The organism is Amycolatopsis sp. DG1A-15b, from assembly GCF_030285645.1.
In the GTDB taxonomy this organism is placed as follows: Bacteria; Actinomycetota; Actinomycetes; order Mycobacteriales; family Pseudonocardiaceae; genus Amycolatopsis.
In genome coordinates, this window is the sequence record NZ_CP127296.1 from 6,576,285 (window position 1) to 6,597,584 (window position 21,300).

At 71.6% G+C, this 21,300-nt stretch carries 20 protein-coding genes; 8 read left to right on the forward strand and 12 right to left on the reverse strand.

Translation table 11 applies throughout. The features are described 5' to 3' along the window. Positions 1–4: 4 nt before the first annotated feature. Positions 5–1,261 (reverse strand): ABC transporter substrate-binding protein, encoded by a 1,257-nt coding sequence (locus QRY02_RS30120; RefSeq protein WP_285986207.1) that lies wholly within the window; start codon positions 1,259–1,261, stop codon positions 5–7. A 9-nt stretch (positions 1,262–1,270) separates the two neighbouring features. Continuing rightward, positions 1,271–1,849, reverse strand: a complete 579-nt coding sequence (locus QRY02_RS30125; RefSeq protein ID WP_285986208.1) for a helix-turn-helix transcriptional regulator — start codon at positions 1,847–1,849, stop codon at positions 1,271–1,273. Between the two features lie 153 nt (positions 1,850–2,002). Here QRY02_RS30125 and QRY02_RS30130 point away from each other — a divergent pair, with 153 nt between their 5' ends. The 5 genes from QRY02_RS30130 to QRY02_RS30150 all read left to right on the forward strand — a co-directional run bounded on the left by QRY02_RS30130 (position 2,003) and on the right by QRY02_RS30150 (position 6,993). After that, positions 2,003–3,181 carry a glycoside hydrolase family 3 N-terminal domain-containing protein gene (locus QRY02_RS30130; protein ID WP_502874140.1) on the forward strand — a complete coding sequence of 393 codons (1,179 nt, stop codon included), beginning with the start codon at positions 2,003–2,005 and terminating at the stop codon, positions 3,179–3,181. A gap of 57 nt (positions 3,182–3,238) precedes the next feature. Next, positions 3,239–4,663: a serine hydrolase domain-containing protein gene (locus tag QRY02_RS30135; RefSeq protein ID WP_285986209.1), complete on the forward strand. Its 1,425-nt coding sequence runs from the start codon at positions 3,239–3,241 to the stop codon at positions 4,661–4,663. Between the two features lie 24 nt (positions 4,664–4,687). Next, positions 4,688–5,401, forward strand: a complete 714-nt coding sequence (locus QRY02_RS30140) for a MerR family transcriptional regulator (protein ID WP_285986210.1) — start codon at positions 4,688–4,690, stop codon at positions 5,399–5,401. 271 nt (positions 5,402–5,672) lie between these two features. After that, positions 5,673–6,542, forward strand: a complete 870-nt coding sequence (locus QRY02_RS30145; protein ID WP_285986211.1) for an oxidoreductase — start codon at positions 5,673–5,675, stop codon at positions 6,540–6,542. A gap of 43 nt (positions 6,543–6,585) precedes the next feature. Further along, positions 6,586–6,993 carry a hypothetical protein gene (locus tag QRY02_RS30150; RefSeq protein ID WP_285986212.1) on the forward strand — a complete coding sequence of 136 codons (408 nt, stop codon included), beginning with the start codon at positions 6,586–6,588 and terminating at the stop codon, positions 6,991–6,993. Here QRY02_RS30150 and QRY02_RS30155 read toward each other — a convergent pair. After that, complete coding sequence (locus QRY02_RS30155; protein ID WP_285986213.1) at positions 6,987–8,348, reverse strand: MFS transporter; 1,362 nt, start codon at positions 8,346–8,348, stop codon at positions 6,987–6,989. The two genes, QRY02_RS30150 and QRY02_RS30155, sit on opposite strands and share 7 nt — an antisense overlap. 109 nt (positions 8,349–8,457) lie before the next feature. Here QRY02_RS30155 and QRY02_RS30160 point away from each other — a divergent pair, with 109 nt between their 5' ends. Continuing rightward, the gene (locus tag QRY02_RS30160) at positions 8,458–9,405 is read left to right on the forward strand and encodes an Lrp/AsnC family transcriptional regulator (protein WP_285986214.1); all 948 of its coding nucleotides are present in this window, start codon (positions 8,458–8,460) and stop codon (positions 9,403–9,405) included. Positions 9,406–9,490: 85 nt separating this feature from the next. On the opposite strand, the gene QRY02_RS30165 is transcribed toward QRY02_RS30160, so the two are convergent. After that, entirely contained in the window at positions 9,491–9,667 is a 177-nt protein-coding gene (locus tag QRY02_RS30165) for a zf-HC2 domain-containing protein (protein WP_103336984.1), read from the reverse strand. A 314-nt stretch (positions 9,668–9,981) separates the two neighbouring features. On the opposite strand from QRY02_RS30165, the gene QRY02_RS30170 reads away from it, so the two are divergent. Both QRY02_RS30170 and QRY02_RS30175 read left to right on the forward strand, forming a co-directional pair. Then, positions 9,982–10,230: a hypothetical protein gene (locus QRY02_RS30170; protein ID WP_285986215.1), complete on the forward strand. Its 249-nt coding sequence runs from the start codon at positions 9,982–9,984 to the stop codon at positions 10,228–10,230. 306 nt (positions 10,231–10,536) lie between these two features. After that, positions 10,537–11,553, forward strand: a complete 1,017-nt coding sequence (locus QRY02_RS30175) for a glycoside hydrolase family 19 protein (RefSeq protein WP_285993952.1) — start codon at positions 10,537–10,539, stop codon at positions 11,551–11,553. Between the two features lie 39 nt (positions 11,554–11,592). On the opposite strand, the gene QRY02_RS30180 is transcribed toward QRY02_RS30175, so the two are convergent. From QRY02_RS30180 to QRY02_RS30215, 8 genes are all read right to left on the reverse strand, one after another. After that, positions 11,593–12,339, reverse strand: coding sequence for a thioesterase II family protein (locus tag QRY02_RS30180; RefSeq protein WP_285986216.1), 747 nt, complete (start codon positions 12,337–12,339; stop codon positions 11,593–11,595). 117 nt (positions 12,340–12,456) lie between these two features. Next, positions 12,457–13,290, reverse strand: coding sequence for a dioxygenase family protein (locus QRY02_RS30185; protein WP_285986217.1), 834 nt, complete (start codon positions 13,288–13,290; stop codon positions 12,457–12,459). A gap of 78 nt (positions 13,291–13,368) precedes the next feature. Next, a complete protein-coding gene (locus tag QRY02_RS30190; RefSeq protein ID WP_285986218.1) occupies positions 13,369–14,196 on the reverse strand; it encodes an AraC family transcriptional regulator in 828 nt (275 codons plus the stop codon). 202 nt (positions 14,197–14,398) lie between these two features. Beyond that, the gene (locus QRY02_RS30195) at positions 14,399–15,544 is read right to left on the reverse strand and encodes a thioester domain-containing protein (protein ID WP_502874141.1); all 1,146 of its coding nucleotides are present in this window, start codon (positions 15,542–15,544) and stop codon (positions 14,399–14,401) included. Between the two features lie 194 nt (positions 15,545–15,738). Next, positions 15,739–16,563, reverse strand: coding sequence for a serine hydrolase (locus QRY02_RS30200; protein ID WP_285986220.1), 825 nt, complete (start codon positions 16,561–16,563; stop codon positions 15,739–15,741). A gap of 109 nt (positions 16,564–16,672) precedes the next feature. After that, the gene (locus tag QRY02_RS30205) at positions 16,673–18,169 is read right to left on the reverse strand and encodes a cellulase family glycosylhydrolase (RefSeq protein WP_285986221.1); all 1,497 of its coding nucleotides are present in this window, start codon (positions 18,167–18,169) and stop codon (positions 16,673–16,675) included. 211 nt (positions 18,170–18,380) lie between these two features. Then, positions 18,381–20,252: a GTP-binding protein gene (locus QRY02_RS30210; protein ID WP_285986222.1), complete on the reverse strand. Its 1,872-nt coding sequence runs from the start codon at positions 20,250–20,252 to the stop codon at positions 18,381–18,383. A 128-nt stretch (positions 20,253–20,380) separates the two neighbouring features. Next, positions 20,381–21,289: an aminoglycoside phosphotransferase family protein gene (locus tag QRY02_RS30215; protein ID WP_285986223.1), complete on the reverse strand. Its 909-nt coding sequence runs from the start codon at positions 21,287–21,289 to the stop codon at positions 20,381–20,383. Positions 21,290–21,300: the final 11 nt, after the last annotated feature.

Consider the following 21,300-nt stretch of genomic DNA (forward strand, 5'->3'; position numbering starts at 1 on the left):
GCGGCTACTTCAGGGCGGCTTGGGCCTGCTGGACGGCTTTCGCCCAGGCCTGGTCGACGGTGTCGGTCCGTTCCTCGATCCGCCCGAGGGCGCGGCCGAACTCCGGCCGGACGTCGGCGTCGCGCAGGCCACGGTAGTTCGGGCGCAGCTGATCCGCCGAAGCGGCGAAGATCCGCCCGGTCGGCGCTTCACCGAAGTACGGGTCGGTGTGCGCGACGACCTGCGGATCCTCGTACACCGCGGGCTCGCTCGGCAGGATGCCGTCGGAGAGGAAGAGCTTCTTCTGCTGCTCCGGGGCGGTCAGCCAGCGGGCGAGCTCGTACGCCTCCTTCTGGTGCGCGCCCTGCTTCGGCACGGTCAGGAACGAACCGCCCTGGTTGCCGCTCTTGCCGGGCACGGTGGTGACGTCCCACTTGCCGCGGTTGGCGTCCCCGCCGGCTTCCTTGATCTGGCTGAGCATCCACGCGGGACAGGCGACGGTGGCGAAGGAACCTTGTTTGATCGCCACGTTCCACGCCTGGGTGAACGTGGTCGCCGCCGCGGTCTGCCCCTTCGCGGCGAGCCCACCGGAGAGGAAGAAGGCGGTGCGCACGCTCGGGTTGCGGTCGGCGATGAAGGAGTCGTCGCGCTGGGAGAAGTAGTTTTCCGGCGATTGGTTGAGCATCGCCGTGTAGACGGTCCCGGCGGAGTCGGCGAACTTCACGTTCGGCGTCTTGGCGGTGAACCGCTCGGCGGTGGCGGCGTAGGCGTCCCAGTCGGGCATCAGCTTCGCGACCTCTTCGCGGTCGGTCGGCAGGTCCGCCGCCTGGAACAGATCGCGCCGGTAGCAGAGGGCGAGGCTGCCCATGTCCGTGCCGAGACCCAGCACGAAGGCGCCGTCGGTGCCCTGTGCCCACTTCCACGGCACCCATTGCTTTTCCAGCTCGCGGGCGCCGTAGCCGGCGAGGTCGGCGAACTTGTCCTTCGCCTTCCGGTACTGCGGCATGTACTGCTCTTCGATCGCGACGACGTCGGCGGCGCCGTGCCCGGTGGCGAGCTGCGTCGCGAGCCCCTTGTGGTGGGTGTCGAAGTCGGTGACGCGGTTCTGCACCGTGATGTCCGGGTGCAGCTTCTCGTACTCGGCGATCAGGGGCGCGTAGCCGAACTCACCGAAGGTGGCGATGGTGAGTTTCGTCTTCCCCCCGGCGTCACCCGGAGTGCAGGCGGCGAGCGGGATCAACGCGGCGACCACGATGGCGGTCCGGCGGGCGATCGTTCGCAACAGGCTTCCTCAGATCACACCGGCCCGCACGGCGTACGCGACCGCGTGCGGCCGGTTGCGCAGGTTGAGCCGGTTGGTCATGGCGTAGATGACGTTTTTCACGGTCCGCTCCGAGTAGCAGAGCTTGCCCGCGATCTCGGCAGTGTCCCAGCCTTCGGCCATCAGGCGAAGCACATCCACCTCGCGCGGCGTGAGTGCCGCCCCGCCGCCCGCGTTCGAAAGGGCCTCCACCTGCTCGCGCAGCGAAGACGAGCGCCCCCGCGCCGCGGCGAGCACGTTCGCGGTCAGCCGGTCGAGCGCGGTCCGCGGCAGCACGGCGGAGACGTGGCAGTCGGCGAGCAGGCCGACGTGCGCGGGGTCGACGTGCCCGGCGACCAGCACGATCGCGGCCGGCGACTCGGCGGACGCGGCCCGCAGCGCGGCGACGGCCTCGCGGTCGACCTCCCCGACGGCGAACACCAGCACCGCCGCTTCACCCCGGCGGGCGCGCGGGAGGACCAGCAGCTCCGGGCGGGACTTCAGGTGGTTGGTCAGCCCGGTCAGGGCGATCGGGTCGGACGCCCACGCCGCCACTCGCACCTGGTCCATCGAACCCTCCTCCGCCCACGACGAATACTGACTCCGGCCAGTCTGCTGAGGACGCCTTCACGAATTCTCTAACGACGGCGGGGCCATTCTTCACGCCGTGAAGTTTGGCCGTCGACTACGGTCGTGGGGACACACCGACGAGTGAAGGGACCGATGAACCGCCGAAGTCTTGCCGCCCTCGGGGTGGCGTTCTCCATCGTGGCCGGGTGTCTGCTGGTCGCGGGCCTGCAACCCCGGATCGTGTCCGGGCTGGCGGTGCCGCTGACCTCCGATCGGGCCGTTCCTCCGCCGGCGGCTCCTCCTCCCACTCCGTCCGTCCCCACCTCACGTCTCGATCGGCCGGACGACTGCGCCCCGCTGGTCGGCGGGCTCGACCTCCGCGCCCAGGTCGCGCAGCTGGTCGTCGTGGGCGTCTCCGGCGACGACCCGGCGGCCACAGTGTCGCTGGTCCGCGATCACCAGGTCGGCGGGATCTTCATCGGGGGTAACGCAACAGCGTTGTTGAAAGATCGCTCCCTGGCCGCGGTCCAGGCCGTGGCCCGGGTGCCGGTGGCGGTGTCGGTCGACGAGGAAGGCGGCCGCGTCCAGCGCATCGACGACCTCGACGGCGACCTGCCCTCGGCCCGGACGATGGCCGCCACGAAGTCGCCCGCCGAGGTCCGCGCGCTGGCCGCCGAGCGAGGCCGCCAGCTGCGTGCCCGCGGGGTGACGGTGGACTTCGCCCCGGACACCGACGTCACGGGCGCCCCGGACGACGACGTGATCGGCGACCGGTCGTTCAGCCCGGACCCGGCCCGGGTGAAGACGTACGCGAAAGCGTTTGCGGAGGGCCTTCGCGACGGGGGTGTCCAGCCGGTGCTGAAGCACTTCCCCGGCCACGGCCACGGCTCGGGCGACTCCCACAAGGGCACGGTGGTCACGCCGCCGCTCGACAAGCTGCGCGCGCTCGACCTGGTGCCGTACCGCGACCTGGCCGACTACGGCCCGGTCGCGGTGATGGTCGGCCACCTCGACGTGCCGGATCTGACCGGCGGCCTCCCGGCGTCCCTTTCGCCGGCGGCGTACCAGCTGCTGCGCGGCGAGTTCGCGTTCACCGGCCCGGTCGTGACGGACGACCTCGGGGCGATGAAGGCGATCACCGCGCAGTACCCGCTGCCGGAAGCGGTGCTGAAGGCCCTGCAGGCCGGCTCGGACGAGGCGTTGTGGTCCTCCGGGGGCCGGGTGGACGAGGTGCTGGACCGGCTGGTGAAGGCCGTGCAGACCGGCGAGCTGCCGAAGCCGCGGGTACAGGAGTCGGTCACCCGGGTGCTCCGGGGCAAGGGTCTCTGCTGAAGTTCCGGGACCGCCGGCTTGACCCTGCCCCAGGGGGAGGGTTCGACGATGGTTCGCATGACCGAGAACGCCCTGCACACCATCGAAGCCCGGATCCGCGAAGAGATCGCCGCCCGCTGCGAAGCCGACCACATCCCCGGGTTCGTCGCCGGCATCCACCACGCGGGCGAACAGATCGTCTTGGCCCACGGCACCGCGAACACCACCACCGAGGCCCCGATGCGCGAGGACACCGGATTCCTCTTCGGCTCGGTGACCAAGGTCCTGACCACCACGCTGGTCCTCCAGCAGGTCGAACGCGGGCGCCTGGACCTCGACGCGCCGGTCGTGAAGTACCTCCCGGAATTCGCCCTGCGCACGCCCGGCGCGGCGGACCGGATCCTCGTCCGGCACCTGATCTCGCACACCAACGGCATCGATGCGGACCTCTACTTCCCCGGCGCATCGGGCCGCGACGCCCTGAAGACGTACGTGGCGGGCCTGGCGAACAGCTGCGGCACCCTCTTCGAGCCCGGCGAGCAGCTCAGCTACTCCAACGGCGGCATGATCGTCGCGGGCCGGCTGCTGGAAGTGGTGACCGGCGTGAGCTTCCCGGAGCTGCTGGCCCGCGACGTCTACGCGCCCGCCGGCATGAAGGACTCCGGCACCTCGGCCGCCCAGGCCATCCTGCGCGGTACCGCGATCGGCCACTTCCCGGACCCGGCCACCATGACGGCCCGGCCGACGGACATGTTCATGCTGCCCGACACCTGGGGGCCGGCCGGTGGCACGCCGATCGGCACCGTCACCGACCTGCTCGCGTTCGGGCGCACCCACCTCGCGGGCGGGGTGTCGCCCGCCGGTGCCCGTGTCCTCTCGGCCGGGTCGGTCGCGCTGATGCAGCGGGTGTCGCACGACATGGCGACGCCGAACGTCCCGCCGATGGGCCTGGGCTGGGTCCGGTACCCGTTCGGCGGCACGACCGTGCTGGCCATGTCGGGTGCGTCGCCCGGTGGCGTGGCCATCCTGTGCGTCGTGCCCGGGCACGACCTGGTCTTCACGGCCTTCGGCAACACTCCCGGCGCCATCGTGCTGCAGGACCGGATCCTGCAACTGCTCCTGCGCGACCACCTCGGAGTTCCGGTGCCTGCCGTGCTCACCGAGCCGGCGCCGGACGTCGACCTCGCGCCCTACGTGGGCACCTACCGCTCCGACCAGCTCCGCATCGACGTCAGCGCCGTCGACGGCCGGCTTGAAGAGCGGATGACGTACGAGCCGGCGGACGAGGCGCAGGAGCGGATTTTCACCGCGTTCGCCGGCGGGACGACCTCCGCGCCACCGCAGCACTACGTGCCGATCCGCCCGGGGCTCTTCGCGCCCGCCGGCTACCCGCCGGAGACGTTCGACGGCTACCTCCGGCTCCTGCTCGTCTCCTACCACGACCTCCGCGACGGCCGGGCGCTCTTCCGCAACGGCGGCGGCCGCCTGACCCGGCGGGTCTGACCGGTGCACTGGAAGGATGCGCGCATGATCACGATCGGCCGGCTCGCGGACTACGCCGGGGTGACCGTCAAAGCCGTGCGGCACTACCACGAGCGCGGCCTGCTCGCCGAGCCCGGCCGCGACTCGTCGGGCTACCGGCGCTACACCGCGCAGCACGCCATCGACCTGGTCAAGATCCGGACGCTGGCCGCCGCGGGGGTGCCGCTGGCCCGGATCAAGGACCTCCTCGACGCCGACGAGGCCACGCTCGCCACCGCCATCGCCGAAATCGACGACGACCTCGAGGAGCGCATCGCGCAGCTGCGGCGGACCCGCGGCCAGCTCGCCCAGCTGCGCGGCGGCGACCGGCTCTTCGTCTCCCCGGAAGTCGCCGCCTACCTGGACGACCTGCGCGAGCTCGGGGTCAGCGAGCGCCACCTGCGCCTGGAACGCGACGGCTGGATCCTCATGCAGACCGCCTCGCCCGAGGACGCCGCCCGGTGGATCGCCGAGAAGCGGGATCTGTTGGCCGACGCCGAATTCCGGGCCCTTTGCGTCGAGCACGACGCTGCTTACGACTGGCCGCCGGATGATCCGCGCCTGCCCGGCCTCGCGGAACGCACGCGGAACTGGTTCGCCGAGCGACCGGAATCCGCCGCGGCCGGCAACCCGGACATGGCGCGGTTGGCCGCGCAGTCCTTGCCCGGCGGGTCTTCGCCGGCCTGGGATCGTCTTGCCCGGCTGATGGAAGAGCGGTGAACTCTCGGCCGACGGGGGCGTTTTCGGTTGTGTGGAAGGAATCATCGCAGTCACACCAACGACGGTACCGAACACGAGTTCGAAGGTCACCGCTGAATCGGGTGAACCTCGCCGAGGAATTCCGGAGGAGATTTTCCTTGTGACACAAGGGAAACAGCAGCGTGGCGACGTGAGAAGCCCCCGATTTCCACGCTACCGGTTACCACCGACAAAAAGGGGAAGCCGAACGCGGCTAGACTTTCCCGCGACGACACCCGGAGCAAGGAGCGGCATGGCGAACCTCGGCGGCACCTTCACCCTCGGCGGCGAACTTTCGGTGACCCGCATGGGTTACGGCGCCATGCAACTGGCCGGCCCTGGCGTGTGGGGGCCGCCGAAGGACCACGACACCGCCGTCGCCGTGCTGCGGGAAGCCGTCGACCGCGGGGTCACCCACCTCGACACCAGTGACTACTACGGCCCCCACACCGTGAACGCCCTGATCAAGGAAGCCCTGCACCCCTACCCCGAATCGCTCGTCATCGTGACGAAGGTGGGGGCGCGGCGGAGCGCGGACAAGGGCTGGCCGCCCGCGCTCTCGGCCGCGGACCTCACCGAGGCCGTGCACGACAACCTGCGCAACCTCGGTGTCGACGCGCTCGACGTCGTCAACCTGCGGCTGAGCAACGCCGCCGGTGACTACCCCGTGCCGATGTCGCTCGCCGAGCCCTTCGGGGTGCTCGCCGAACTGCGCGAGCAGGGGCTGATCCGGCACCTCGGCGTCAGCCACGTCAGCGCCGAGCAGCTCGACGAAGCGAAGGCGATCGCGCCCGTCGTCTGCGTGCAGAACCAGTACAACCTCGCCCACCGCGAGAACGACGACCTCGTCGACAAGTGCGCCGCCGAGGGGATCGCCTTCGTGCCCTACTTCCCGCTCGGCGGGTTCAGCCCGCTGCAGTCGGGGCTGCTCGACGACTGCGCCGCGCGGCTCGGTGCCACGCCGATGCAGGTCGCGCTCGCCTGGCTGCTGCAGCGGTCGCCGTCGATGCTGCTCATCCCCGGGACGTCGTCGCCCGGGCACCTGCGGGAGAACCTCGCCGCCGCCGATCTCGAACTGCCCGCCGACGTTCTCGCCGATCTGGACCGGATCGGCACCGCCTGATCGCTACGCTGAGCGCTCGGACAGGCACGAGGACGGAGAAGCCGTGGCGGAGTGGGGCGATCTGGTCGCTTACATCAGGCAGGCGTACCGGGTGGTGCGCGACGAGCCCGACGAGCTGCGCATCCGCCTGGTGTTCGGTGACGATCCCGATACCGAGCAGCGGGCGCAGATCGTCGTGATCGCCCGCGAGATCCTCGACCAGCGCGAGGACTGGGTGCAGATCGCCACGCCGTTCGCCCGGCACGAGGAGGTCGACCTCCTCGAGGTGCTGACCGAGGTGGGCGAGGCGATCGTGGTCGGCGGGATCGCGGTGATGGGCGAACACGTCGTGCTCCGGCACTCGCTGCCGCTGATCAACCTCGACATCAACGAGTTCATCGATCCGCTCGAGCTGGTCGCCGGCGCGGCCGAACTGCTGGAGCAGCAGTTCACCGGCCGCGACGACTACTGAGTTTCCGGGGCGCCGCCCCGGGCCGGGGGCTCCGCCACCCCGACCCCCTGGCGAGTGTTGAGCGGAACCACCGCCACCGCGGCGGCCACGGCGAGCGCGGCACCCAGGCCGAGCGCCGCGGCCGCCGTGCCGGTACCGAGGTAGAGGCCGCCGAGCAGGGCGACGCCCAGGGTGCCGCCGAGCTGCTGCACGGCGTTGAGCAGCCCGGCGGCCGAGCCGGTCTCGTGCGGCCGGACCCGGCTCAGGGCCGCGGTGAAGAACGGCACCGTGAAGGTCCCCATCCCGAGCCCGCACAGCGCCAGCGCCCACGGGTAGGCGCCCACGCCGCCGGCTTCCATGGCGAGGACCCCGGTCACCAGGAGGGCCAGCCCGGCGTACATCACGCGTGAGCCGAACTTCGGCACCAGCCGGGCGCCGGCGATGAACGACGACACCGCGAGCCCCGCCGAGAGCGGCAGCAGCGTCAAGCCCGCGGTGCGGACGTCGGCGCCGAGGCCGAGCTGGAGCTGCATCGGCACGACCTGCATCAGGCCGGTCATCACCGCGAAGAACAGCAGCGACCCGGCGAGCGCCGCCGGGAACCCGCGGTGGGCGAACAGGCTCGGCTCGACCAGCGGCGCGGCCGCGCGGCGCTGCTGGAAGCCGAACACGACCAGCAGCACGGCCCCGGCCGCGAGCAGGCCCCAGTCCGTCCCCGCGGGGTCGATCAGCGGGTAGACCAGCAGCCCGGCCCCGCCGACGACGAGCAGCGTGCCGGTGACGTCGAGCCGGGGCCGGGTGGCGGCCCGATCCTCCCGCAGCAGCCGCGCGGCGAGGAGCACCGCGAGCCCCAGCGGAACGTTCACCAGGAACACCGCCCGCCACGACACCGCCTGCGTCAGCAGCCCTCCGAGCAGCGGGCCGGTGACCGCGGACAGGCCCATGACCGGCCCGATGGTGCCGAGCGCACTGGCGAGTTCGGCGCCGTCGAAGAGGGCGCGGATGAGGCCGATGGTCTGCGGGATGATCAGCGCGGCCGCCGCGCCCTGCACCGCGCGGGCCGCGATCAGCGGCCCAGCGGCCGGGGCGGCCGCGCACACCAGGGACGCGAGCACGAAGCCCGCGACGCCGAGCTTGAAGACCTTCGCCCGGCCGAGGATGTCACCGAGCCGGCCGCCGGTGATGAGGAAGACGGCGAAGGGCAGCGTGTAGGCCGCGCTGAACCACGGGATGCCGGCGGCCGGACCGCCCAGGTCGGCGTGGATGGCCGGGCCGGCGACCTGCACGATCGTGGCGTCGAGCAGGTTCATCGCCTCGGCGACGAGCAGTACCGCCAGTGCGGCCCAGCGCCGCCGGTGACGCGTGATGGTCGGCAAGGGTGCCTCCTTTCGTTCGGCACCCACCCTGACGACCCGGCCGTCGCTCGTTCCACTCATCAGCGTTGGTTGGCGGATTTCTTCCGTTTGATCCGGTTGAATGAGGGATATGACCACCCTGGACGCTGTCGATCGCGCGCTGATCCACGCGCTGCACCTCGACGGCCGGGCGCCGTTCACGAAGATCGGCGACGTCCTCGGCGTCTCGACGCAGACGGTGGCGCGGCGCTACCGACGTCTCCGGGCGGAGGCCTCGCTGCGCGTCGTCGGCCTGCCGGACCCGCAGCGGGCGGGGCAGGCCGAGTGGATGGTGCGGCTGACGGCGACGCCGCACACGGCGCAGGACCTCGCCCAGGCGCTGGCGCGCCGCGCCGACACGGCGTGGATCAAGCTGATGTCGGGCGGCACGGAGATCTGCGTGAACGTGCACACGCCGGCCGCGAGCGACCACGCGCTGCTGCTGCGGGACATCCCGCGCACGGCGAGCATCACGGCGGTCTCGGCGCACCAGCTGCTGCACCGCTACTTCGGCGGGCCGACGGCGTGGCTCGGCCGGGCGAACGCCCTCGACGCGGCCCAGATCGCGGCACTCACGCCGGTGCACGCGGGCCCCGGCAAGCCGCTGACCGCCGACGATGACGCCCTGATGGCGGCCCTGCAGCGCGACGGCCGCGCGGGCCTGGCCGAGCTGGCCACGGCGACCGGGTGGTCCGCGGCGACCGTCGCGCGCCGCCTGGCCGACCTCCAAGCGGGTGGCACGATGTTCTTCGACCTGGAGATCGCCCCGGAGCCACTGGGCGCGACGACGCAGGCGCTGCTCTGGATGGCGGTGGCGCCGGCCAAGCTGGACCGGGTGGCCCGGACGCTGGCGACCCACCCGGAGCTCGCGCTCGTCGCCGCGACGACGGGCCCGGCGAACCTGGTCGCGCAGGCGCTTTGCCCGGACGCGGCCGCGCTGCACCACTACCTGACCCACCGGCTCGGGGCACTGGACGCCATCCGGACCCTGGAGACGGCGCCGGTGCTGCGGACCGTCAAGGCCGCCGCCTCCCGCTGAGGGGTACGCGGGTTCAGCGCAGGTCAGACCGGTTGCCGCTGAGGCCGGCCGGTGCCCCCGGAGACCGGCAGTTCCCCGGCGCGTCCTAAGTGGACTTGACGTCGACCAGGTGGTCCAGCATGCCGCGGACGGCCTCGAACTCCCGGACCTCCTGGCGGCAGTCCGGGCACGCCGAGAGGTGCCGCTCCACCCGGGCCGTCTCGGCGGCGTCGAGCAACCCCAGGCTGTACGCCCCGAGGTCGGTCCGGTCGTACCGGCCCATGGATCGCGTCTCCGTTCCGCGTCCCGTGAAGAACGCCCGCACTGTCCCGATGCCTCCAGGGTCCTGAGCGGGACGCGCCATCGGCGAAGTTCCGCGGTTTTCTACCCGAACGGCCGACAACTTCGGACGGCGAACAGCCCATGTGAGTGACAGCCGTGGTCACGCATTTCACTCGCGCGAACACGGAACGCTTTTGTGCCGCCGACTTCGCCGATTCGGCGTCATGGGTCACCGGCTCGCTCGTCGGACTGGCGTCGGACCGGGATTTCCCGGCTTCGACCTGGGCAAGAAGGCGATCCGAAACGAGGAGAGCGATGACCGTACGGAGCCACCGGGCGGACGACGTCGTTGATGAGGTCGGGGTGTGGCTGGCCGGGGAGTTCGCGGGGCGTCTCCCCGCATCGGAGATCGACCGCGTCGTCCGGACGACGCGGCTCGACCTCGAGGGGAGCATCGCGTCGGAGGAGCTCGGGGAGATGCTCCACCGGCTGGGCCGGGCGAGGTTGCAGCGCATCCTGCACATCGTCCCGGCCGCGCAGCTGAGGATTCCGCAAGCGCGGTGACGTGCCGGGCGGGCCACGCGGCTTCGGTGCCGCGTCGCCCGCCCCACGAGCCGCCCGTTCTCCAGGCGCCGCCCCGAGAAGGGACGTTCGCGCACAACCCTTGCCCGCGGCACCCGAGCGACCTTGACTGGACTAGACCAATCTGCTCTAGTGACCGGTGTCACGTTCGTCTCGGCCGGATGAGCACACCCACCTTCGACACCGGGCGCCTGCGCGCCCGGGTTCTGTCGTGGCCGAAGGAGTGAGCGAGTCTTGAGAAGACGCCTTGTCGCGGTCCTGTCCGCTGTTGCCGCCGTTGCCGGGCTCGTGTTCGGCATGCCCGCCGTCACCGGGCATGCTTCGCAGGCGGCCGCCGCCTCGTGCAGTGCGCCGAACTGGGTGGCGGGCCAGTGGTACGACGTCGGCGCCGTCGTGCGGTACACCAACGGTGGCTACTACCGCGCCAAGAACGCCAACCCGGGCTACGACCCCGTCATCAGCACCTGGTACTGGGAGCCCTACAGCTGTGACGGCGGCGGCGGTACCACCTGCAGCTACCCGAACTGGGTGGCCGGCCAGTGGTACGACGTCGGCGCGATCGTGCGGTACACCAACGGTGGCTACTACCGCGCCAAGAACGCCAACCCGGGCTACGACCCCGTCATCAGCACCTGGTACTGGGAGCCGTTCAGCTGCGGCGGCGGCACCGATCCCGGCAACCCGGGCGCCTTCGTCGTGAGCGAAGCGCAGTTCAACCAGATCTTCCCGGGCCGGAACTCCTTCTACACCTACAGCGGCCTCACCGCGGCGCTGTCGGCCTACCCCGGCTTCGCCACCACCGGCAGCGACACCGTGAAGAAGCAGGAAGCCGCGGCCTTCCTCGCCAACGTCAACCACGAAACCGGTGGTCTCGTCTACATCGTCGAGCAGAACACCGCCAACTACCCGCACTACTGCGACTGGAACCAGCCCTACGGCTGCCCCGCCGGCCAGTCCGCCTACTACGGCCGCGGCCCGATCCAGCTCAGCTGGAACTTCAACTACAAGGCCGCCGGTGACGCGCTCGGCATCGACCTGCTCGGCAACCCCTGGCAGGTCGAACAGAACTCGGCCGTCGCCTGGAAGACCGGGCTCTGGTACTGGAACACCCAGAGCGGCCCCGGCACCATGACCCCGCACAACGCCATGGTCAACGGCCGCGGCTTCGGCGAAACCATCCGCAGCATCAACGGCTCCATCGAGTGCAACGGCGGCAACCCGGCCCAGGTCGAGAGCCGCGTCTCGAAGTACCGCCAGATCACGTCGATCCTCGGCGTCGACCCCGGCGCCAACCTGTACTGCTGAGCCGGCGGGCGGGCGGGGGCCACCTCCCCGCCCGCTCGCTCAACCGGCGAGCCGTCCGGCGATCAGCCGGATGACCGCCGCCGCTTGGTCGTTCAGGTAGAAGTGGCCGCCGGGGTACGTCTTCAGCTCGAAGCTCCCCGACGTCCGCTCCGCCCACTGCCGCGCCTCGGCCTCGGTGACCTTCGGGTCCTGGTCGCCGACCAGCGCCACGATCGGGCAGCCGACGTCGGGCCCTGGCCGGTAGTGGTAGAGCTCGGCGGCCTTGTAGTCGCTGCGCAGCGCGGGCAGCACGAGGCTGCGGAGGTCTTCGTCGTCCAGCACCGCCGTGTCGGTGCCGCCGAGCCGTTTGACCTCGGCCAGCAGGGCTTCGTCGTCCTTCTCGTGGATCCGCTCGTCGCGGTGCGCCGACGGCCCTCGCCGCCCGGAGACGAACAGGGTGAGCAGCTTCGTGCCCCGCGCTTCGAGCCGCCGCGCGACCTCGAAGGCCAGGCTGGCGCCCATGCTGTGGCCGAAGAAGGCCACCGGTCCGGTGATCTCCGGGGCGAGCACGTCCGCCAGCCGGTCGGCGAGCACGAACAGGTCGTCCACCGGGGTTTCGGTGTGCCGGTCCTGCCGGCCGGGGTACTGCACGGCCAGTACCTCCACCGCGGGCGCGAGCGCCGCCGAAACGGGGTGGAAGTAGCTCGCCGATCCCCCGGCGTGCGGGAAGCACACGAGCCGCGCCGACGCGGACGGTGCCGGGTGGAAGCGCCGGACCCACTCCGAGGCGTCGAGGGAAATCGTCATGGCCCCCAATCTGGCAGGCCGCCGGGCCGGCGTCGACCCCCAAGGTGCGCAGCCCGCGGCCCGGCAGGGCCCCGGGATGCGGCCGGGGCCCTGCCGGTGCCGATCAGCCGGGAACCGTCACTCCGCCCGCCACAGCGCCGGGACGGCCGGGGGTTCCCAGCCGGGCTGCGCGGTGTGCGCCTGCAGGCAGACGTAACCGCGGCCGCCGTAGGTGACGCGGGCGCCGGCCGCGTACGCGGTGCCCACCGCCCAGGAGGTGCCCCTTGGCGGGGTGGACGAGGTCGGCGTGGGCCTGGTCGACGTCGGCCGGGTCGACGTCGGCGTCTGCGGGACGTCGAGCACGAAGTCGAAGGCCGCTTCCTTCGCGGAGCCGTTGTCCCGCACGGTCATCAGCAGCCGCGCGTCGAAGATCGTGTCGGTGTTGTTGCGCGGCTCGCCGGGGAAGTAGAGCTGCGTGGTCAGCACCGGCCGGCCGGGTGCCTGCACCTTCACGTGGATGTGCCGGGTGCGGCCCGGGTAGAGGCCCGGCACGATCGTGGACAGCGTGAACGCGCCCTGGGCGTCGGTGTACTGGTGCCCGCGGAAGGTGTAGCCGACGTTGTCGTAGGCGCCGTTGACGTCCGCCTGCCAGAAGTCCAGCAGCGCACGGCCGACCGGCAGGCAGGCCCGCCCGAAGACGTAGCCGGTCACGGTCAGCCGGGTGCCCTGGGTGCCGGGCGTGACGAGGGTGGTCCGTTCCGGCGAGTTCGGCTTGAAGTACGGCCCCTCGGTCTGCTCGATCGTCGGATCGTCGTCGTCGTGGCACGCCGGCGTCAGCTCCGGTGCCGTGCCGCCGACGGCGTTCGCGCGGGCCAGCGCCGGGCCGCCGAGCAGCGCGACCGGCGCGGCGACACCCGCGGCGAGCGCGGCCTTGAGCACCGTCTTGCGGCTGAGCTTGTTCTCTTCGTCCATGCCTGCTCCTCGTGGGGAGGTCGGGGATCCCCTCGAACGTAGGCAGCGCACCGGGCGGGCGGCGATGGACTGGATCGGTCAGTCGTGGTGCTTCTCCCCGCCGCGCCGGAAGTCACCGGGGCTCAGCCCGGTCTCGCGGCGGAAGAACCGGCAGAAGTAGGCCGGGTCGGCGAACCCGACGCGGCTCGCGACCTGCCGGACGGTGAGGTCCGTCCGGAGCAGGAACCGCTGCGCCTCCCGGGTCCGGGCCTCGCGCAGCAGCTGCGCGGCCGTGCGGCCGGTCGCGGCCTTCACCGCCTCGGTGAGGTGGCCGGGGGTGACGCCGAGGCGTTCGGCGTGCGCGCGCACCGACCACGGCCCCGGTCCGGGGCGGCCGGTGAGCCGGACGAACTCCGCCGCCACCGCGCCGGCGGGTGCGGGCGGCGGCGTGCCCAGCAGCCGTCCCGCCCGCACGACCAGGACGTGCACCAGCGCCCGCAGCACCGACTCGGTGCTCTCGCCACCGCGGCGGTATTCGTCCTCCAGGTCGTCGATCAGTCGCGCGACGCGCGCGTCGGCGTGGCCGTCCAGGTGCAGCCACGGCCGTTCGCTCAGCCGCCGCAGGAGCTCGCGATCGGCGGGGTGGTCGAGGAGGAAGTCGTCGGTGAACAGCACGACGTGCCCGGTGAGGCCCCGGACGCCGGCCCACTGGTGCACCTGCCCGGGCGCGATGACGCCGAAGTGCGGCGGCCGCAGCGGCCAGCTCGCGGTGTCGACGACGTGCGCGCCGGTGCCACCGGTGACGTGGACGAGCTCGTGGAACGTGTGCCGGTGCGGGAAGTCCGCGCGGGACAGCGGCCCGATCGCGTCGAACGTGCCGACGGCGAACGGGAGCTTGTGCGGGGCGGGCACCTCCAGCCGGTGCATCGGCAGCTCCCCCGGCCGCGGGGGCCGGCAGGGCGTTCCGGGCGGAACCGTCGTACCGCGCATGGTCCGGAAGTTTAAGCCGCGCCACGCGCGATTCGCCGGTTTTGCCCCGATGATCGCAATCCGATCGTCGGGTACCGGACAGCAGAACGGGGCTGGTCCACTGTGGACCAGCCCCGCCCGGTGGTATTGCGTTACCGCGTCACGCGCGGCCGCGGCGCCGGTTGACCAGCAGCATCAGCGCGCCGCCGCCGAGCAGCAGGCCGCCGATGCCGAACGGGACCGCGGCGTCGACACCGGTGTTGGCCAGCTCGCCGCCACCGGAGGGTGCGCCGCCGGGCGTGGTCGGCGGCGTGGTGCTCGGGGCAGCGGGCGTCTCGGACCAGCTCGCGGTCGCCTTCGCGGCCACCTCGGTCTTCTCCGAGTCGGCGACGATCAGCGACTGCGCCGGGTGCTTCGCGTAGTTCTCCGCGACGAACAGGCGGCCGGTGTCCAGCTCGCCGGTGGCCTTGAGCGAGAACGAGCCGTTGCCCGGCTTGGTGCCGGCCGGGACGTCGAGGAACAGCTTGCTGCCGTCCTTGACGTCGGCGGCCTTCAGCTCCTTGCCGTCGGCGTCGGTCACCTTGACGCCGTCGGGCAGCTCGGTGGTCAGCGACGTGACGGTACCGTTCGTGGCGACCTGGAACGGGCCGATCTTGGTACCGGCCTTGCCCTCGGTCTTCGGCCCCGCGATGTCCAGAGCCGGCTTCGGCTGCGCGCCGATGCCGGTGTTCTGGTCGCCGATGAGGTAGCTGTAGAGCGCCGAGACGTCGGCGTTGGCGTTGGCGTCGTCGCTCTCCTTCAGCGGCTTCTTCAGATCGAGGTTCACGCCGTCGCTGAAGTGCCACGCCGCGGCCTGCGTCCCGGTGATCGCCTCGAACTCGGAGAGGCCGTCGTGGACCTTGACGCCCTGCTTGGCGAGCTCGGCTGCCACCGCGTCGAGCCCGAGAGCCGGGTAGCCGTGGTGCAGCACCCAGTTGATCTTGGCGCTGTTCTTGTTGAACGGCGAGCCGGCGTCCGGGTACTTGTTCCAGGGCGTCTCGAGCATGTCGACGTCGTCGCGGACGTTGGTACCGAACTCCACGCAGTAGAGCTTGAGCGTCTTGCCGTCCGACAGCTTGAAGCTGAACAGCTTGGCGAAGGGGTCACCCTGGTCGGTGTTGACCCGATAGGCCTGGGTGGACGTGGCGTAGTCGACCCGGCCGCGCGCCGCGCCGTCCGCGAGGGCGGACGGGGCGCTGACCATGACACCGGCAGCCGCGGCGAGCACCGCGATCCCGCCACGCACGAAAGCTGACCTGACCTGCATAAATCTCCTATCCGAGACCGAACCACGCCGGTACGGCCGCGTGAGATCACCAACCCCGACCACGGCGGCCACTGATTCGGGTGAGTGATCACCCGGTCAAGCGAATGGCAGCATACACAGACCTCACAGCGGGCTACGCACGGTGCCCCCATAAACACCATTCACTTCAAGAATCCCCTGAATGGGGCGCGAATTCAGGCGCCGAAATACCCGCCGAACAGGATTTCGGCGATCTTCGTGGTGGTCTCCTTGCCGACCGCATCGCCGTCGGAGATCACCCGGGTGTCGTTCATCAACGCCAGGGTGTACCGCTCGCCCGGCCCCGCGAAACCGACGGAGTTCATGATCCAGGAACCGTCGTCGTTGTCGTCCGACCAGCCGTTCTTGTTCCCCGGCCGGGCGGCGGACCCGGCGCCCCAGACCCCCCATTGCTGGTTCGCGTCCACGGTGCGCAGTTCCCCGACCAGGTAGTCGCGGTGGCGCGCCGGCAGGGCCAGGACGTATTCGATCAGCCGGTCCAGGTCGTCCGCCGTGGTGCGGATCCAGCCCCAGTGGTGCGGGTGGCGATCACTGAACCGCATGTCGGTCATTCCGTATGCCGGAAATCGCCGCGCGAACTCGGCCTCGCCGCCGAACCGCGTCCACAACGCGTGCGCGGCGGCGTCGTCACTGGAATGGAGCATCCGGTGCACCAGGTCCCGGTCCTCGGCGGTCAGCTTGATCGCGCCGGAGTCCTCCCGGAGCAGCAGGTCGACGGCCATGGCCAATTTCGGCGTCGAGCAGGCCCAGATCAGCGTGCCGGCGGCCGGGCTGCGGTGGACGGCGCCGGTCCAGCGGTCCCGGAGCACGATCCCGGTCACCCCGGGCCGGCCGTCGGCGTAGGCCTGCGCCCGCGCGATCCGCGCCCGCAGTTCCGGGCCGAAGGGGTCACTGCCCCGCGGGCCACCGCCCCCGCCGGCGGCCGGCGACGGCGCCAGCGCGAAGGCCGCCAGCAGCGCGGTGAGCAGGAGCTTGCCCATGGAGTCTCCCGGGTGGAGGCGAGCGGGTGTTTCCGCCCTGAAGACTCGCACGGACGACGGGGTGCCGCGAGCGTCGCCGCCCGCCGCACCCCGCTCGCGCGTACCGCCGTTACGGGTGGACGGTCAGGAGGTGGGCCCGGAAGCCCTCGCCGTAGGTCTTGGTGGGCGTGCCGGCGTAGTCCTCGATCAGCACGTTGCCGCCACTGCAGCCCCACGGGTTCCACGTCCAGGCCGTGTACCCGAGGTTGTGCGCGTCCAGCCAGGCCACCACCTGGTCGATGTAGTCGTGCCCGCAGCTGTTCTGGCCGATCTCCCCGGCCTGCACCGGGACCTGGGCCGCGACCGTCCCGATCTGGCTGTCCCAGCAGGACACCGTGACGCAGGCGTTGAAGTTGTACGAGTGCCAGGACGCCATCAGGTTGCCCGCCGGGTCGGTGGGCCGGTAGGCCAGCCACTGCGTGAGGTCGTTGGTCCAGGTGAGGCCGGCGGTCATCACCACGTTCTTGGCCCCGGTCGCGCGGACCGCGTCGACCAGTTCCTGCATCCCCGCGACCGGGTAGCCGATCCCCGTGCACGTGCCGCCGTCGCGCAGGCACTTCCACTCGGCGGCCGCGTCGGACCAGCCGCCGGCCGCGTCCGGGTAGGGCTCGTTGAACAGGTCGAACACCACGGCGTCGTCGCCCTTGAACGCGGTCGCGACCTGGCTCCAGAACGTCGGCGTGTACTGCCGGTCGGGCATCGGCTTCTGGCAGGTCGCGTTGACGTCGGTGCAGGCGGAGGAGTTCCCGGTGTACTGGCCGTGCGTCCAGTGCAGGTCCAGGATCGGGTTGATCCCGTTGGCCACCAGCAGTTTCGCGTAGTCCTTGACGGCCTGCTGGTAGGGGGCGCCGCTGGGCGAGCCGGACAGGCCGAGCCAGCAGTCCTCGTTGAGCGGGATCCGCACCGCGTGGATGTTCCACGCCTTCATCGCGTCGACCGACGCCTGGTCGACCGGGCCGCTGTCCCACATGCCCTTGCCCTGCACGCAGGCGAACTCGCCGCTGGCCCGGTTGACGCCGAGCAGCCGGTAGGTCTTCCCGTCGGCGGTGAGCAGCTTGTTGCCCGAAACGTGCAACGCGGGCGCCGGACCCGGCGGCGGCGTCGTGGTCGTGGTCGTGGTGGGCGTCGTCGGGAGCGTGATCGGGGTCGTCGCCGTGGTCGGCGGCGTTCCGGTGCACGCGGCGCCGTTGACCGCGAAGTCGGTGGGCGTGGTGTTGGTGCCGCTGTAGGAGAAGTTCGCGCCGGTGTTGACGGAACCACCGGCCGGGATGGTGCCGTTCCAGCTCGCGTTGGTCACGGTGACCCGCTTGCCGGACTGCGTCCACGTGCCCATCCAGCCCTGCTGGAGGGTCTGGTTCCCGGCGTAGGAGTAGGTCAGCGTCCAGCCGTCGACCGCCGCGGCGCCGACGTTGGCGATCCCGACGGCGAGGCTGAAACCGCTTCCCCAGTCGTTGGCCGAGTAGGTGACGCGGCAGGCGAACGCGGCGCTCGTCTCACGCGCGGACGACACCGCCGTCGTCGACGTCACGACCCCGGCGGCGACCGCGAGCCCCGCAACCGCAAGCACGGCAGGACGTTTTCCGGCTCTTCCCCACATCGGCACTCCCTTGTGCACACTGACGGCGGAAGCTTCTGGGAGCGTTCCCAGAGCACGTCCACACCGTCGCTTCCCGGCTCCGGGTTGTCAATCGCCAACGCAGACAAAGCGGCTGATTGAGGCGAACAGCGTCCGGCGCGTTCACCCATCGAACGCAGACGTCTCCTCCGGCCGGAGGCTCCTACGGCCGCCACGGACGGTAGCCGCCGGGCTCGGCCGTGAAGACGGCTTCCCCCTGGCCGAGGGCCGGCAACCGGCGCCGAAAAGCCGTCGTCGCGGCCGCCGGGAGCGTGCCGCGCAGCCGGGCGACCCCGGCTTCGACCACCGGCGGCTCGCACACCGCCTCGAGCTTGGCCAACGCGATCACCGCCGCTCCGGCGGCGTGCTCCGGCACTTCGAGGTCGAACCGGTCCACCGGCTCGTACACGCGGGTCCGCGCCCGCGCGAGCGCCAGCGAGAGCAGCCGCGCGGTGACTTCGCGAAAACCACCGGCCGTGCTGAGCGGCGGCTGGAACCCCGAATGGGTCAGGGTGACGACGCAGTCGGTGACCTCCCAGCCGTGCGGGCCGCACCCCGCCGCGCGGTACACCGTCTGCTCGATGGCGGTGTGGAAGGCCCGCGGGAGCGAGCCGCGTTCGACGGCCAGCTCGTACCGGACGCCGCTGCCGGTGCGGCCCGGAGCCACCCGCAGCCCGACCGTGGCGACCGGATCGGTGGGGCCGAGCCGGTCCAGGAACTGGACCGCTTCGCCCACCCCGACGGGCTTTTCGACGTGGATCGGCGCCGGTGGGGCGAACCCGGCCACCAGGCCGAAATCCTCGCGCAGCCGCTCGAGGAGCACTTCGATCTGCACTTCGCCGTAGGTCCGGACCGACAAGGCGCCGCGGTCGGCCCGGAGGCCGAGCAGCGGGTCCTGGTCGCACAGCTCCCGCAACGCCCGGTGCAGCCGGGTTTCCTCGCCGGGCCGCGCGGTGACGACCGAAACGAGCCCGGGCGGCGGGAACAACCCGGCGTCCGCCACGCCGTCCGGAGAACCGAGCCGGTCGTCGACCCGGACGTCACCGAGCCCGGACAGCCGGACCAGGTCCCCCGCGTCCGCACGGGTGACGGCGCGGCCCGCGAGCGTCATCGCCGTCACCCGTCGCCGGCTTCGCCCGACCGTGCCGTCTCCGTTCCGCCGGAACAGGTTCACCCGGTCGCGCACCTGCAGCGTCCCGCCGTGCACGCGGGCGTAGGCGATCCGGTCGCCGCCGCTGCCGCGCTCGACCTTGAACACGGTCGCGCGGAGTTCGGCACCCGGCGCGGCCGCGGGCAGGAAGTCCACGATCCCGGCGACGAGCTCGCGCACACCGGCGCCGGTCACGGCCGAACCGAGGAACACCGGGTGCGCCTCGCCGGCCGCCACCTGCCGGCGGAAGGTGTGCCACACCAAGGTGTCGTCGAATTCTTCGGCGACGTAGTCCGCCAGCAGCCGTTCGCTGTGTTCGGCGGCCACTTCGGCGACTTCCTCGACGACGTCGGCGGCGGTGCGCGGCCGGCCGCGCACGGTGATCTCCGCGCCGCCCGCCCCCTCGACGGTCACCATCGGCACCATCGCGCGCGACAGTTTCTTCCGCAGGCTTTCGAGCACCGCGGCCGGGTCGGCGCCGGCCTGGTCGAGCTTGTTGACGAACACCAGCGTCGGCACGCGCAGCCGGTGCAGGATGCGCCAGAGGATCCGGGTGCTCGCCTGGACGCCGGCGGACCCGGAGACAACCAGGACGACGCCGTCGAGCACGCCGAGCGCCCGCTCGACCTCGGCGACGAAATCGGCGTGCCCCGGTGTGTCGATGACGTTGACGGTCCGGTCGCCGGCCCGGAAGGAGACCACACCGGCGCTGACCGTGATGCCGCGACGCCGTTCGATGTCGAGGGTGTCGGTTTGGGTGTTGCCGTCGTCGACGCGGCCGAGCGCACCGACCGCGCCGGTGTCGAACAGCAGCCGCTCGGTCAGGCTGGTCTTACCGGCGTCGACGTGGGCGAGAATCCCGATGTTCACCGAGGTTTCGGACAAAGAGCACTCCAGATGCCGCAACGCGTACGTGGGACTCGGCGGTGTTGCGGATCTGGCGCATGGTGCCCCCTTGCGGATCGATCAGAGCCGTCCGACCGTAGCCGACGGATCGGCGGGGGAACAACGGATTAACGGCCGGTCGAGTATTCGGCGAAGATTTCGCCGAGGACGCGATGCGCTTCCCCGGCCTCTTCGCCGGTCCGGGCCGCGGACACGAGCGTCTTCCAGAGCGCCCAGCCGCGTCCGCGCGCCCACGTCTCGTCGTCGACGGACAGGCGTTCGCGGAACGCTCGCCTGCCGTCGGCGGTCAGCAGCGTCCAGGCGATGGCCGTGTCGCAGGACGGGTCGCCGACCCCGCAGGTCCCGAAGTCGATGACGGCGGTCAGGTTCCCGCCGGCGAGCAGGAGGTTCCCGGCGGCGACGTCACCGTGGAACCAGACATCCCGGCCGTCCCAGCGCGCCGCCAGCGCGGTCGTCCAGATCTCGCGGGCCAGGCCGGCGTCGATCCGGCCGTGCAGCGCCGCGAGCGCGCGCTCCGCCTGTGGCTCGTAAGTGCGCAAGGTGGCGCCCCGGAACCAATTGTGCTTTCCCGGCTGAGGCCCGTCGGCGGCCTCGACGTCCTGCAAAGCGGCCAGGAATCCGGCCAGGTCGACGGCAAAGCGGACGGGGTCGGAAATCCGGTCGGGGCGAGCGGGTTCTCCGTCGATCCACGGGTGAACCGACCACGGAAAGGGGTAGTCCGCACCCGGACGCCCGTTCGCCAGCGGGACCGGAATGGGCAGCGGCAACCGGGGCGCGAGCACCGGCAGCCACCGCTGTTCCTTGTCGACCGCCAACGCGTATTCGGCCGCGCTGGACAGCCGCGCCACCATTTCGCCGCCGATGTGGAAGGTGAAGTTGTCCCACCCGCCGTCGGAAACGGGCCGGACCGGAAGGGCCGCCCACTGGGGGAACTGCTCGTCGATCAACCGGCGCACCAGTTCGGCGCCGACGGTGCGGCGCCGGGGCACGGGACCGAGGTCCGGGATTTCGTTCACCGCGGCGTCTT

What these genes read in the sequence shown, in the direction of transcription:
- QRY02_RS30185 (WP_285986217.1), bottom strand. Translation starts at nt 13,290, where the DNA reads ATGGACGAAGAGAACAAGCTCAGCCGCAAGACGGTGCTCAAGGCCGCG.
- QRY02_RS30170 (WP_285986215.1), top strand. Translation starts at nt 9,982, where the DNA reads ATGACCGTACGGAGCCACCGGGCGGACGACGTCGTTGATGAGGTCGGG.
- QRY02_RS30125 (WP_285986208.1), bottom strand. Translation starts at nt 1,849, where the DNA reads ATGGACCAGGTGCGAGTGGCGGCGTGGGCGTCCGACCCGATCGCCCTG.
- QRY02_RS30180 (WP_285986216.1), bottom strand. Translation starts at nt 12,339, where the DNA reads ATGACGATTTCCCTCGACGCCTCGGAGTGGGTCCGGCGCTTCCACCCG.
- QRY02_RS30140 (WP_285986210.1), top strand. Translation starts at nt 4,688, where the DNA reads ATGATCACGATCGGCCGGCTCGCGGACTACGCCGGGGTGACCGTCAAA.
- QRY02_RS30145 (WP_285986211.1), top strand. Translation starts at nt 5,673, where the DNA reads ATGGCGAACCTCGGCGGCACCTTCACCCTCGGCGGCGAACTTTCGGTG.
- QRY02_RS30195 (WP_502874141.1), bottom strand. Translation starts at nt 15,544, where the DNA reads ATGCAGGTCAGGTCAGCTTTCGTGCGTGGCGGGATCGCGGTGCTCGCC.
- QRY02_RS30135 (WP_285986209.1), top strand. Translation starts at nt 3,239, where the DNA reads ATGACCGAGAACGCCCTGCACACCATCGAAGCCCGGATCCGCGAAGAG.
- QRY02_RS30130 (WP_502874140.1), top strand. Translation starts at nt 2,003, where the DNA reads ATGAACCGCCGAAGTCTTGCCGCCCTCGGGGTGGCGTTCTCCATCGTG.
- QRY02_RS30200 (WP_285986220.1), bottom strand. Translation starts at nt 16,563, where the DNA reads ATGGGCAAGCTCCTGCTCACCGCGCTGCTGGCGGCCTTCGCGCTGGCG.
- QRY02_RS30160 (WP_285986214.1), top strand. Translation starts at nt 8,458, where the DNA reads ATGACCACCCTGGACGCTGTCGATCGCGCGCTGATCCACGCGCTGCAC.
- QRY02_RS30165 (WP_103336984.1), bottom strand. Translation starts at nt 9,667, where the DNA reads ATGGGCCGGTACGACCGGACCGACCTCGGGGCGTACAGCCTGGGGTTG.
- QRY02_RS30190 (WP_285986218.1), bottom strand. Translation starts at nt 14,196, where the DNA reads ATGCACCGGCTGGAGGTGCCCGCCCCGCACAAGCTCCCGTTCGCCGTC.